The 12,355-nt window shown below is 70.1% G+C and carries 15 protein-coding genes; 5 read left to right on the forward strand and 10 right to left on the reverse strand.

From position 1 onward, the window contains the following. Positions 1–13 precede the first annotated feature (13 nt). The 5 genes from AC1MEY_RS02200 to AC1MEY_RS02220 all read left to right on the forward strand — a co-directional run bounded on the left by AC1MEY_RS02200 (position 14) and on the right by AC1MEY_RS02220 (position 2,714). The gene (locus AC1MEY_RS02200) at positions 14–442 is read left to right on the forward strand and encodes an SRPBCC domain-containing protein (protein WP_480229117.1); all 429 of its coding nucleotides are present in this window, start codon (positions 14–16) and stop codon (positions 440–442) included. Next, on the forward strand, positions 439–768 hold the full coding sequence (locus AC1MEY_RS02205; RefSeq protein WP_480229118.1) for an ArsR/SmtB family transcription factor: 330 nt from the start codon (positions 439–441) through the stop codon (positions 766–768). The genes AC1MEY_RS02200 and AC1MEY_RS02205 overlap by 4 nt, the downstream gene beginning before the upstream one ends. Before the next feature lie 235 nt (positions 769–1,003). Next, positions 1,004–1,408: an ATP-binding protein gene (locus tag AC1MEY_RS02210; protein WP_480229119.1), complete on the forward strand. Its 405-nt coding sequence runs from the start codon at positions 1,004–1,006 to the stop codon at positions 1,406–1,408. A 62-nt stretch (positions 1,409–1,470) separates the two neighbouring features. Next, positions 1,471–2,193, forward strand: a complete 723-nt coding sequence (locus AC1MEY_RS02215) for an RNA polymerase sigma factor SigF (RefSeq protein WP_276017484.1) — start codon at positions 1,471–1,473, stop codon at positions 2,191–2,193. Between the two features lie 53 nt (positions 2,194–2,246). Continuing rightward, on the forward strand, positions 2,247–2,714 hold the full coding sequence (locus AC1MEY_RS02220) for a nucleotidyltransferase family protein (protein ID WP_480231262.1): 468 nt from the start codon (positions 2,247–2,249) through the stop codon (positions 2,712–2,714). Here AC1MEY_RS02220 and AC1MEY_RS02225 read toward each other — a convergent pair. The 10 genes from AC1MEY_RS02225 to AC1MEY_RS02270 form a co-directional block, all read right to left on the reverse strand. Then, positions 2,711–3,742, reverse strand: a complete 1,032-nt coding sequence (locus AC1MEY_RS02225; protein ID WP_480229120.1) for a malate dehydrogenase — start codon at positions 3,740–3,742, stop codon at positions 2,711–2,713. The genes AC1MEY_RS02220 and AC1MEY_RS02225 overlap by 4 nt on opposite strands. Next, the gene (locus AC1MEY_RS02230; protein WP_480229121.1) at positions 3,733–4,065 is read right to left on the reverse strand and encodes a hypothetical protein; all 333 of its coding nucleotides are present in this window, start codon (positions 4,063–4,065) and stop codon (positions 3,733–3,735) included. Before AC1MEY_RS02230 ends, AC1MEY_RS02225 begins: the two co-directional genes overlap by 10 nt. Before the next feature lie 102 nt (positions 4,066–4,167). Next, positions 4,168–5,967, reverse strand: coding sequence for an acetyl/propionyl/methylcrotonyl-CoA carboxylase subunit alpha (locus tag AC1MEY_RS02235; RefSeq protein WP_480229122.1), 1,800 nt, complete (start codon positions 5,965–5,967; stop codon positions 4,168–4,170). Between the two features lie 159 nt (positions 5,968–6,126). Continuing rightward, entirely contained in the window at positions 6,127–6,537 is a 411-nt protein-coding gene (locus AC1MEY_RS02240; RefSeq protein WP_480231263.1) for a SufE family protein, read from the reverse strand. Between the two features lie 14 nt (positions 6,538–6,551). Next, on the reverse strand, positions 6,552–7,439 hold the full coding sequence (locus AC1MEY_RS02245; protein WP_480229123.1) for a sulfurtransferase: 888 nt from the start codon (positions 7,437–7,439) through the stop codon (positions 6,552–6,554). Between the two features lie 43 nt (positions 7,440–7,482). After that, positions 7,483–8,451, reverse strand: a complete 969-nt coding sequence (locus tag AC1MEY_RS02250) for a GDP-L-fucose synthase family protein (protein WP_480229124.1) — start codon at positions 8,449–8,451, stop codon at positions 7,483–7,485. A 4-nt stretch (positions 8,452–8,455) separates the two neighbouring features. Next, on the reverse strand, positions 8,456–9,478 hold the full coding sequence (gmd, locus tag AC1MEY_RS02255; RefSeq protein WP_480229125.1) for a GDP-mannose 4,6-dehydratase: 1,023 nt from the start codon (positions 9,476–9,478) through the stop codon (positions 8,456–8,458). Positions 9,479–9,749: 271 nt separating this feature from the next. Continuing rightward, entirely contained in the window at positions 9,750–10,391 is a 642-nt protein-coding gene (locus AC1MEY_RS02260) for a Maf family protein (protein WP_480229126.1), read from the reverse strand. Beyond that, on the reverse strand, positions 10,388–10,651 hold the full coding sequence (locus AC1MEY_RS02265; RefSeq protein WP_480229127.1) for an acyl-CoA carboxylase subunit epsilon: 264 nt from the start codon (positions 10,649–10,651) through the stop codon (positions 10,388–10,390). Before AC1MEY_RS02265 ends, AC1MEY_RS02260 begins: the two co-directional genes overlap by 4 nt. Positions 10,652–10,683: 32 nt before the next feature. Further along, positions 10,684–12,303, reverse strand: coding sequence for an acyl-CoA carboxylase subunit beta (locus AC1MEY_RS02270; protein WP_480229128.1), 1,620 nt, complete (start codon positions 12,301–12,303; stop codon positions 10,684–10,686). Positions 12,304–12,355: the final 52 nt, after the last annotated feature.

Consider the following 12,355-nt stretch of genomic DNA (forward strand, 5'->3'; position numbering starts at 1 on the left):
GAAGGGCACCATCGTGACGGCACTCGAGATCACCAAGACCATCGACATCGACGCATCCGTCGAGAAGGTCTGGGCCACGCTGACCGAGCCGGCGCTCATCGCGCAGTGGTTCGGCGACCGCTGCGAATTCGACGCGACGCCCGGTGGGACCGGCGTGTTCGGCTGGACCGAGCACGGCGTCGAGAGCCGCGTCGTCGTCGAGCACGTCGACCGCCCCAAGACCCTCGTCTACCGGTGGGCGCACGTGCCAGGGGCCGATCCCGCGCCGGGCAACTCCACCGTCGTCCGCTTCGACCTCGCCGAGACCGCGACCGGCACCCGCCTGACGCTCCTCGAGACCGGCTTCGACGATCTCGAGGATCCCGCCGGCAAGCTCGCCGACAACACCGGCGGGTGGGACGCCGAACTCGCCGAGCTGGTCGCGTTCGTCGAGTCCCGATGAGCGGCGGCCGGGTCGGCGAGATCCCGGCCGTCCTCGCGGTGCTCGCCGACGAGACCCGCTGGCGGATCCTCACCGAGGTCGGTCGCGCCGACCTCTCCGCCAGCGCTCTCGCGGAGCTCCTGCCGGTCAGCAGGCAGGCCATCGCGAAGCACCTCGTAGTCCTGTCGGAGGCCGGGCTCGTCGAGTCCGTCCGGTCGGGCCGGGAAGTGCGGTTCCGGGCGCTGGGGGCGCGGCTCAGCGCAGTCGCGCGCGACCTGGAGTCCCTTGGGCGACAGTGGGATCAGCGACTGTCGGCCATCAAGCGAATCGCGGAGGGCATGGACTGAGCCGCGGTGATGCTCGACACCCGTCGGCGCCAGCGGGTTTGAGTAGGGGCGGACTGGGCATACGGCCGCGGATGTGGTCGATGACAGATGACGCCGGAACCCACCGACGAGGCGCGGAACCCGCGAATCAGAGGCCACCGTCGTCACCCCGGGCGGTCAGCAGCCAATGGGAGAGTTGATGGTTAGCTGGAGTTCGGCCGGGGGTAGTCTCGCCTGGAGATCAGCAGGAGGGCGCGTGACGGACGTGGATGACCAGGTCGAATTCAAGGTGGCTGCCAAGTTGGAGAACCTGGCGGTGGTGCGCACGCTCGTCTCCGCCGTGGGCACCTTCGAGGACCTGGACTCCGACACCGTGGCGGATCTCCGCCTGGCCGTCGACGAGGCGTGCACGCGCCTCATCCGGTCGTCGGTGCCCGGCGCCAGCCTGACGGTGATCGTGCGGCCGCTGCTCGACGAGGTCGTCATCGACGCCTCCACGTCGTGCACCACCGCCGAGATCATGGAACCCGGAAGCTTCAGCTGGCACGTCCTCAGCTCGCTGACCGATGACGTGAAGACCTATCAGGACGGTCAGGGGGCCGGCGACGGGCAGGTCGTCGGCATCTCCATGTCGACGAGACGAGTGAGTTCTCTGCGGTGACGACGCCCCCATCCCAGGGTTCGCCGGCACGGTCGAACTCTGAGTACGCGGACGTCATCGACATGTTCCGCGAACTGGCCACGCTCCCCGAGGGTGAGCGAGCCTTCGTCCGGCAGCGCGATCGCATCGTCGAACGCTGCCTACCCCTGGCCGACCACATCGCCCGTCGCTTCGACGGCCGCGGCGAACCCCGCGACGATCTCGTCCAGGTGGCGCGCGTCGGACTGGTGAACGCCGTCATCCGCTTCAACGTCGACGCCGGCTCCGACTTCGTGTCCTTCGCCGTGCCCACGATCATGGGCGAGGTGCGGCGGCACTTCCGCGACAACAGCTGGTCGGTCAAGGTGCCGCGCAGGCTCAAGGAGCTGCACCTGCGGCTGGGCGCCGCAACCGCGGAACTGTCCCAAACCCTGGGCCGCGCACCGACTCCCAGCGAACTGGCGGCCGAGCTGGAGATGGACCGCGAGGAGATCGTCGAGGGTCTGATCGCCGGCAGCTCGTACAACACCATGTCGATCGACGGCGGTGGCAGCGGCTCCGAGGAGGCGCCCGCGATCGCCGACACCCTGGGTGACGCCGACGCCAACCTCGATCGCATCGAGAACCGGGAAGCCTTGCGGCCCTTGCTCGAATCGCTCCCCGAGCGCGAGCGCACGGTGCTGGTGCTCCGGTTCTTCGAGTCGCTGACGCAGACTCAGATCGCGGAGCGCGTCGGGATCTCGCAGATGCACGTCTCGCGACTGCTCGCCAAGTCACTGGCGCAGTTGCGCGATCAGATGGAGTGACGCCGCGGGTCGCCGGCATCGTGCTGGCCGCCGGTGCGGGCTCGCGCTACGGCATGCCCAAGGTCCTCGTCGACGACTGGTTGCAGCGCGCGGTGACCGCGCTCGCCGACGGCGGATGCGATGACGTGCTCGTCGTTCTCGGCGCCGCGGTGGTCGAGGTCCCCGCGCCCGCCCGCGCCGTCTTCGCCGCCGACTGGGCGGACGGCGCGAGTGCGTCGGTGCGGGCCGGCCTGGCCGCCGCAGAAGGCTCGACCACGGCGGTACTGCACACCGTCGACACCCCGGACGTCGGAGCCGACGTCGTGGCGCGGGTGCTCGCCCACGCCGATGGCGGTCTGGCCCGTGCGACGTACGGCGGCAGGCCCGGTCACCCGGTGGCCGTCGCCGCCGCGCACTGGCCGACTTTGGTGGCGACGCTGCACGGCGACGAGGGGGCGCGCGAATTCCTCGCGGCCCGCGACGATCTGGTGACGGTCGAGTGCGGGGACCTGGCGACCGGCGGGGATGTCGACGAGCGCTAGAGCAGACCGAGGGCCGCGACGGCCGCGCGCTCGTCGAGCAGTTCGTTCACCGACGCGTCGATGCGGGTGCGGGAGAACTCGTTGATCTCGAGGCCCTCGACGACCTCCCACCGGCCGTCGACCGCGCGCACCGGTAGCGACGTCACGACGCCCTCGGGGATGCCGTAGACCCCGGGTGACGGCAGCGCCACCGACGTCCAGTCGTCGGCGTCGGTGCCGTCGACCCAGTCGCGGACGTGATCGATGGCGGCGTTGGCGGCCGACGCCGCCGACGAGGTGCCGCGGGCCTCGATGATCGCGGTGCCGCGGCGGGCGACCGTGGGAATGAAGTCGGTGGTCAACCACTCGGTGTCGGCGGCGATCTCCGCGCCCGGCCGGCCGGCCACGACGGCGTGGAAGACGTCGGGGTACATGGTGGGGGAGTGGTTGCCCCACACCGTCACTCGCGAGACGTCGGTGACGTGGACGCCCGAGTGTGCGGCCAGTGCGGCGACTGCCCGGTTGTGGTCGAGGCGGGTGAGGGCGGTGAACCGCTCGGCCGGGATGTCGGGGGCATGCGCGGACGCGACGAGCGCATTGGTGTTGGCCGGGTTGCCGACGACGACGATGCGGACGTCGTCGCCCGCGCCCGCGTTGAGCGCCCTGCCCGCGTCGGCGAAGATCGCGGCGTTGGCCGCGAGGAGGTCGGCGCGCTCCATGCCCTTGCTGCGCGGCTTGGCGCCGACCAGCAGGGCGACGTCGACACCGTCGAACGCGGACACCGGGTCGTCGTGGATCTCGACGCCGGCCAGCAGGTCGAAGGCGCTGTCGACGAGTTCCATCACGACGCCCTCGGCGGCGCGCACCGCGGACGGCAGCTCGAGCAGGCGCAGCGTGACCGGTACGCCGCGACCGAGGAGGGCGCCTGCGCCGATGCGGAACAGTGCGGCGTAGCCGATCTGGCCGGCGGCGCCGGTGACGGTGACGACTTTCGGGCGGGCGGAGCTGGGTGGGTTGGCGGTCGGGCGGGCGGTGCCGGTCACGTCCACACCCGCAGGTTGAGCACCTCGGAGGCGTAGCGGCGCACGGTGTCCTCGCTCATCGCGGCGGCGTCCTCGTGGCCCGGCCGCGCGCGACTCTGCATTTGGGCGGTCCTAGGGTCCAGCGTCACCTCGGCGAGCAGTTCGCCGGTGCTGGGCTCGCAGACGGCCCACGTGTACATGGTGTCGTCGGCCCAGCCGTCCTCGGCGTCGTGGACGTAGTCGAGGTCGGTCTCGCCGAGGTCGGCCAGCGCCGGCCTGTCGTCGACCCGCTCGTCGTAGCGCAGGCCCCGCAGATACCACGTGCCGTTGTTGATCTCGACGGGATCCATCAGCCCCTCATCCCTTCCCGGAAACGCCGAAACTGCGGGGAGATCGCAGAACTCGAGGAATTCGCGATCTCCCCGCAGTCTCGGGAATGGTCGTGCCGGACGTCAGTCCTTGATCTCGGCGAGCACCGTGCCCTGCGTGACGGCCGCGCCGGGCTCGACGGACAGCCCGGTGATGGTGCCGTCCTTGTGGGCGGTGACGGGGTTCTCCATCTTCATGGCCTCGAGCACCACGACGAGGTCGCCCGCGGCGACCTGCTGGCCCTCCTCGACGGCGACCTTGACCACGGTGCCCTGCATGGGCGCGGTGACCGAGTCACCGGATGCGGCCTTGTTGCCGCCGGCGCCGCGCTTGCGGGGCTTGGGCTTCTTGCGGGTGGCGCCGCCGGGGACGGCCGCGCCGCCACCGCCGAGCGCGAGGTCACCGGGCAGGGACACCTCGACGCGGCGTCCGCCGATCTCGACGACGACCTTCTGGCGTGGGAGGTTGTCCTCTCCGTCGATGGCCTCGCCGCCGGTGAAGGGCTCGACGGTGTTGTCCCACTCGGTCTCGATCCAGCGGGTGTGGACCGTGAAGCCGTTCTCGTCGCCGATGAAGGCCGGATCGGACACCACGGCGCGGTGGAACGGGATGACCGTGGCCAGGCCCTCGACGGTGAACTCGTCGAGCGCACGCCGCGACCGGGCGAGGGCCTCCTCGCGGGTGGCTCCGCTGACGATCAGCTTGGCCAGCATCGAGTCGAACTGGCCGCCGATGACGGAGCCCGTCTCGACGCCGGAGTCCAGGCGCACGCCTGGGCCGGTGGGCGGCACGAAGTTGGTGACCGGGCCGGGGGCGGGCAGGAAGCCGCGGCCGGCGTCCTCGCCGTTGATGCGGAACTCGAACGAGTGGCCGCGCGGAGTCGGGTCCTCGGTGATGTCGAGCGCCTCGCCGTTGGCGATCTTGAACTGCTGCAGCACCAGGTCGATGCCCGCGGTCTCCTCGGTGACGGGGTGTTCCACCTGCAGGCGGGTGTTCACCTCGAGGAACGAGATGAGGCCGTCCTGGCCGACGAGGTACTCGACGGTGCCCGCGCCGTAGTAACCGGCCTCCTTGCAGATCCGCTTGGCGGACTCGTGGATCTCCTTGCGCTGCGCGTCGGTCAGGAACGGCGCGGGCGCCTCCTCGACGAGCTTCTGAAAGCGGCGCTGCAGCGAGCAGTCGCGCGTGCCGGCGACGATGACGTTGCCGTGGGTGTCGGCGATCACCTGGGCCTCGACGTGACGGGGCTTGTCCAGGTAGCGCTCGACGAAGCACTCGCCGCGGCCGAAGGCCGAGACGGCCTCACGGGTGGCCGAGTCGAACAGCTCGGGGATCTCCTCGAGGGTGCGGGCCACCTTCATGCCGCGGCCGCCGCCGCCGAAGGCCGCCTTGATGGCGATCGGCAGGCCGTACTCGTTGGCGAAGGCCAGGATCTCGTCGGCGTCCTTCACCGGATCCGACGTGCCCGGGACCAGCGGGGCGTCGGCACGGGCGGCGATGTGCCGCGCGGTGACCTTGTCGCCGAGGTCGCGGATCGACTGCGGGCTCGGTCCGATCCAGATGAGACCGGCGTCGATCACGGCCTGCGCGAAGTCGGCGTTCTCGCTGAGGAAGCCGTAGCCGGGGTGGACGGCGTTGGCGCCGGACTTCTCGGCGGCGTCGAGCAGCTTCTCGAACACCAGGTAGGACTCGGCCGAGGTCTGACCGCCGAGGGCGAAGGCCTCGTCGGCGAGCCGCACGTGCGGTGCGTCGGCGTCGGGATCGGCGTACACGGCCACGCTGGCCAGCCCGGCGTCCTTGGCCGCCCGGATGACCCGGACGGCGATCTCCCCGCGGTTGGCAACGAGCACCTTGGAGATCTTCGAGCTGGCGTGACTGGGCACTGCGCCTCCTGGTAATGGCATCTCTAAGAAACGTCTTTAAGAATGTATCTGGCGCAGTTTATGCGGCGCGACATCTGCCCCGGCGAGCCGGTGGTGGTTACTCGCGGGTAGGGAGAAATCGTGGCGCCGCGACCCGCGCGGGCGCCCGGCGGCGAGCCGTCAGCCGTCGCGCAGGCGACGCTTGATGCGGGTCAGCATCGCCGACATCCCGCGCAGCCGGAGCGGGCTGATCAGAGCCCCGAGCCCGAGGTCGGAGTAGAAGTCGTCGGGCACGGCGAGGATCTCGTCGGCGGAACTCTCGTCGAGGCCGGTGGCCAGGATCGAGGCGAACCCGCGGGTGGTGGGCGCTTCGGCAGGAGCGCTGAAGTACAGCCGCACGTGGTCGCGGTCAGCGGCGTCGACGTGCAGGAACAGCGGCGACTGGCACTCCGGCACCGGCTCCATCGCCGCTTCTTCGAGATCGTCTGGGAGCGACGGCAATTCGTTGGCGAACTCGAGCAGCAGCGTCAGCTTGTCCTGGCCCTGCATCTCGGCGAACTCCGAGACGACCTCGGCCAGGGCCGGGGGCATGGGGGAAGGCGCGGTCACGGCGCCTCGCCGGGCTCGTCACCGACCGCGACCGGGACGCGCACCGCGTTGCCCCACTCGGTCCACGAGCCGTCGTAGTTGCGGACACCGGGCAGGCCGAGCAGGTGGGTGAGCACGAACCACGTGTGGCTGGAGCGCTCGCCGATGCGGCAGTACACCACCGTCTCGTCCTCGGGGGTGAGGAAGCCGTACAGCTCGTCGAGTTCGGCGCGCGTGCGGAACCTGCCGTCGTCGTTCGCGGCCTTGGCCCAGGGGATGGAGCGGGCGGTGGGGATGTGGCCACCGCGCAGCGCGCCCTCCTCGGGGTAGTCGGGCATGTGGGTGCGCTCGCCGGTGTACTCCATGGGGGAGCGGACGTCGATCAGCGGCTGGCGACCGAGCGCGCCGAGGACGTCGTCCTTGTAGGCGCGGATCGCGGAGTCGTCGCGCTCGACGACCGGGTAGCCCGAGGTGGTCTTGGACGGCACGTCGAGCGTTGTGTCGCGGCCGTCGGTCACCCAGAGGTTGCGGCCGCCGTCGAGAAGCCGGACGTCGGGGTGGCCGAACAACGTGAACACCCACAGCGCGTAGGCGGCCCACCAGTTGCTCTTGTCGCCGTAGATGACGACCGTGTCGTCGCGGCTGATGCCCTTGCGGTCCATCAGCGCCGCGAACTGGGCGCCGTCGATGTAGTCGCGCACGTTCGGATCGTTGAGGTCGACGTGCCAGTCGATCTTCACCGCGCCCGGGATGTGACCGGTGTCGTAGAGCAGGACGTCCTCGTCGGACTCCACGATCGACAGACCCGGCCGACCGAGGTTGCCGGCCAGCCAGTCGGAGGTGACCAGCCGTTCGGGGTGGGCGTACTCGGCGAGGGAGGGGTGGGTGTCTGCAGGCAACGGCACGTGCACAACCCTACTCAGACGCCGGGGGGTGCGTGCCGATTGCTCAGCTGCGCAGGGACCCCTGGTGGGAGCGGAACCAGTCGACGGTCGCCGCGATGCCGTCGGCCAGCGTGACGGTCGGCTGCCAGCCGGTGCCGCGCAGCGTGCCGACGTCCAGCAGCTTGCGGGGCGTGCCGTCGGGTTTGGTCGTGTCCCAACGGGTTTCGCCCTGGTAGCCCGTCGCCGCGGCGACCATGCCCGCGATCTCGGCGATGGTGTGGTCCTCGCCGGTGCCCACGTTGACCTGTTGCGGCCCGTCGAAGTGCTCGAGCAGGTGCACGCAGGCGCCCGCCAGGTCGTCGACGTGGAGGAACTCCCGCCGCGGCCGACCGCTGCCCCAGTTCGTCACCGACGGGTCACCCGCGGCACGCGCCTCGTCGTAGCGCCGGATCATGGCGGGCAGCACGTGCGACGACGTCGGGGAGAAGTTGTCGCCCGGGCCGTAGAGGTTGGTGGGCATCGCGGAGATCCACGGCAGACCGTACTGGCGGCGGACGGCCTGCACCTGCAGGATGCCCGCGATCTTCGCGATGGCGTACGCGTCGTTGGTGGGTTCCAGCGGGCCGGTCAGCAGGGCGTCCTCGGTGATCGGCTGCGGCGCGAACTTCGGGTAGATGCACGACGAGCCGAGGAACAGCAACCGTCGGACGCCGACGCCGAGCGCGGCGTCGAGGACGTTGACCTGGATCTGCAGGTTCTCCGACAGGAAGTCCACCGGTCGAGTGCTGTTGGCCAGGATGCCGCCAACCCGGGCGGCCGCGAGGACCACCACCTCGGGGCGGGTCTGCTCGAAGAACGCGAACGTCGCCGCCCGGTCGGTGAGGTCGAGGTCCGCGCGCCCACGCGTCAGCAGGTTGGTGAAGCCGTCGTCGGTGAGCCTGCGCAGGATCGCCGACCCCACCATGCCGCGGTGCCCGGCGATGAACGTCGGCGCCGACGGGTCCAGCGGCATGGTCACGTGCGTACTCGTCATCGCGCTACGCCCAGGTGCTGACCAGAGGCGTGTCGATCCAGGGCTTGCCCTGGCACTCGAACGCGGCGATGTCGGCCTCGACCATGATGCGGGCCAACTCGGGGGTGTGCACCGCGGCCTTCCAGCCCAGCTTGGCCTCGGCCTTGCCGGCGTCGCCGACGAGCGCGTCGACCTCGGTGGGGCGCAGGTACCGGTCGTCGAAGCGGACGTACTCGCGCCAGTCCAGACCGGCGTGGGTGAAGGCGGCGTCGAGGAAGTCGCGCACCGTGTAGTTGCCGCCGGTGGCCAGCACGAAGTCGTCGGGCTCGTCGGCCTGCAGCATGCGCCACATGCCCTCGACGTACTCCGGCGCGTAGCCCCAGTCGCGGATGGCGTCCAGATTGCCCAGGTAGACGTACTGCTCGACGCCGGCCTTGATGCGCGCGGCCGCGCGGGTGATCTTGCGGGTCACGAACGTCTCACCACGGCGCGGCGACTCGTGGTTGAACAGGATGCCGTTGCACGCGAACATGCCGTAGGCCTCCCGGTAGTTGCGGGTGATCCAGTACGAGTACACCTTCGCAGCACCGTAGGGCGAACGCGGGTAGAACGGCGTGTTCTCGTCCTGCGGCGGGGGCGACGCGCCGAACATCTCCGAACTCGACGCCTGATAGAAGCGGCAGTCGACGTTCGCGATCCGCAGGGCCTCCAGGAGCCGGACGCTGCCCGACCCGGTGGTGTCGGCGGTGTGCTCGGGCTCGTCGAAGCTGACCCGCACGTGCGACTGCGCGGCGAGGTTGTAGACCTCGTCGGGGTTGATGGAGGCAACGAGCGTGACCAGTCGCGCACCGTCGCTGAGATCGCCGTAGTGCAGGAAGAAGCGGGCGCCCGACTCGTGCGGATCGACGTAGAGGTGCTCGATGCGGTGGGTGTTGAAGGTCGACGAGCGCCGGATGAGACCGTGCACCTCGTAGCCCTTGGCCAGCAGGAGTTCGGCCAGATACGAGCCGTCCTGCCCTGTGACCCCCGTGATGAGCGCCTTCTTCATGACCGGCCCGACCCTTCGCTAGTCCGATGGCGCCTCGCGCGCACAACGGTTTGCCAGTATTCCACTACCGTGAATTATGGCAAATAATCCGACGGCGTCGTGATCATGCCATGGATCGTCGTGGTATCCCCAGTACACCGGCGCGGTCGTGGTCTACGTCACTCGATTCGCGACGTTGGGCCATGCCGGTTCGGGGCGTGCAGTACACGTGGCGGCGTCGAGGGATTCTTTGCCGCACCCGTGCGGGGGCAGGTCGTGCCTCGGGTCGGCGTCAGGCCACGGGATTGGCGGCCCACAGCCGGGCCATCGACAGCCCGCTGCGTTCGATCAATCCGCGCACCAGGGGCAGGCCGATCCCGATCACCGCCGACGGGTCGCCGTCGACGCCTTCGACGAACCAGCCCCCGAGCCCGTCGAGCGTGAAGCCACCCGCGACGGCGGTGGGTTCACCACTGCGGACGTAAGCGGCGAGGTCCTCGTCGGTGGGCGAGCCGAAGTGCACGCGGGTGACGGCGCTCGCGGTCAGCCGGTGCGCCACGTCGCCGTCCCGGAGGCGGATCAGGCAGTGGCCCGTGTGCAGGTCGCCGGAGCGGCCCGCCATGGCACGCCACCCCTCGAGGGCAGCGTCGGGGGTCGCGGGCTTGCCCCACAGCCGTCCGTCGCGGAAGAGCATCGAGTCGCACCCGATCACCACGGCGTCGGCCCGAAGGTCCGGGGGCAGATCGCCGAGCACCGCGTCGGCCTTCGCGGCCGCCAGCGCGACCGTCACGTCCCGGGGGCCGGAATCCGGCGGCATGGCCGCGGTCACGGCGTCCTCGTCGACACCGGACACGATCACCACGGGATCGATGCCGGCGCTGCGCAGCACCTTGCGCCGCCCCGACGAGGCCGACGCGAGGACGACCCGCGTCATCGACGCATGTGTGTGCGTTCCACCTTGGTGACCCGCTGCCAGCTGAACACCGAGTAGCGCAGCTTGTCGACGGGGTGGCCCCACAGGTCGCGCTCCTGCGGTTCGAGATCCGCGGAACTGACCCCGTTGGTCGCCCCCGCCAGGACCGTCACCAGGGCGGCGACCTCGGCGTCGGTGGGGTTGCCCTTGACCACCTGGATCACGGGCTCGCGCGCGGCCTCGGGCGCCGGTGCATCGGCTGCGGTGGCGTCGTCGCTCACGGTCGACTCCTCGCTCGGATCGGATGCCGCGGTCACAGCGGGATGTTCCCGTGCTTCTTCGGGGGCAGCTGCTGAATCTTGCGCTCCAGCAGGCGAAGTGAGGTGGCCACGTACCCGCGGGTGTGCGACGGCGGGATCACCGCGTCGACGTAGCCGCGCTCGGCGGCGATGTACGGGTTCACCAGGGTGTCCTCGTACTCCTGCTGCAACTGCAGGCGCAGCGCGTCGACGTCCTGGCCCTCGGCCGCAGCCTGCTTGAGCTGCTGGCGGTAGACGAAGCCGACGGCACCGGAGGCGCCCATGACCGCGATCTGCGCCGACGGCCACGCGACCACCACGTCGGCGCCCATGTCCTTGGACCCCATCACGCAGTACGCGCCGCCGTAGGACTTGCGGGTGATGACGGTGACCTTCGCGACCGTCGCCTCGCCGTAGGCGTAGAGCAGCTTCGCGCCGCGGCGGATGATGCCGTTGAACTCCTGGTCGGTGCCCGGCAGGAAGCCCGGCACGTCGACCAGCAGCACGATCGGGATGTTGAAGCAGTCGCACGTGCGGATGAACCGCGCGGCCTTCTCGGAGGCGTTGATGTCGAGGCAGCCGGCGAACTGGGTCGGCTGGTTGGCGACGATGCCCACCGGGCGACCGTCGACGCGCCCGAAGCCGACGATGATGTTCTGCGCGTAGCCCTCCTGCACCTCGAGGAACTCGTCGTCGTCGAGGATGCGCGAGATGACCTCGTGCATGTCGTACGGCTGGTTCGGGGAGTCCGGGATCAGCGTGTCGAGTTCGAGGTCCTCGTCGTTCAGGTTGTCCTCGATCGCGCCGGGATGCGGCGGGGCCGGGTACCGCGGCGGGTCGGCGTAGTTGTTGCTCGGCAGGAAGGACAGCAGGTCGCGGACGTAATCGAAGGCGTCCTGCTCGCCGGAGGCGACGTAGTGCGCGGTGCCCGACTTCGCCATGTGGGTGTGCGCGCCGCCCAGCTCCTCCATCGTGACGTCCTCGCCGGTGACGGTCTTGATGACGTCGGGGCCGGTGATGAACATCTGGCTGGTCTTGTCGACCATGATGACGAAGTCGGTGAGGGCGGGGGAGTAGACGTGGCCACCCGCGGCGGCACCCATGATCAGCGAGATCTGCGGCACCACACCGGAAGCCAGGATGTTGTTGCGGAAGATCTGGCTGTACAGGCCGAGCGAGACGACGCCCTCCTGGATGCGCGCGCCCGCGCCGTCGTTGATGCCGATCAGCGGACGGCCGGTCTTGATCGCGAGCTGCTGGACCTTGACGATCTTCTCGCCGTAGACCTCGCCGAGGCTGCCGCCGAAGACCGTGGCGTCCTGGCTGAAGATGCAGACGTCGCGGCCGTCGATCGTGCCGTAGCCGGTGACCACGCCGTCGCCGACCGGTCGGTTCTGCTGCAGTCCGAAGTTCGTGCTGCGGTGGCGGGCCAGCGCGTCGAGTTCGACGAACGAGCCCTCGTCGAGCAGGGCGAGGATGCGCTCGCGGGCGGTCAGCTTGCCCTTGGCGTGCGTCTTCTCCACGGCCTCTTCGCCGACGGGATGCACGGCCTCCTCGGCGCGCTTGCGCAGATCGGCGAGCTTGCCCGCCGTGGTGTGGATGTCGATCTCGTGCTCGCCTGCAACACTCGTCATGCCTGGGATCGTAACGCCGCCGACGGCTTCGCTCTTAAGCAGCCCTTAATCG

It is taken from the genome of Mycobacterium sp. PTI7 (genome assembly GCF_056679845.1).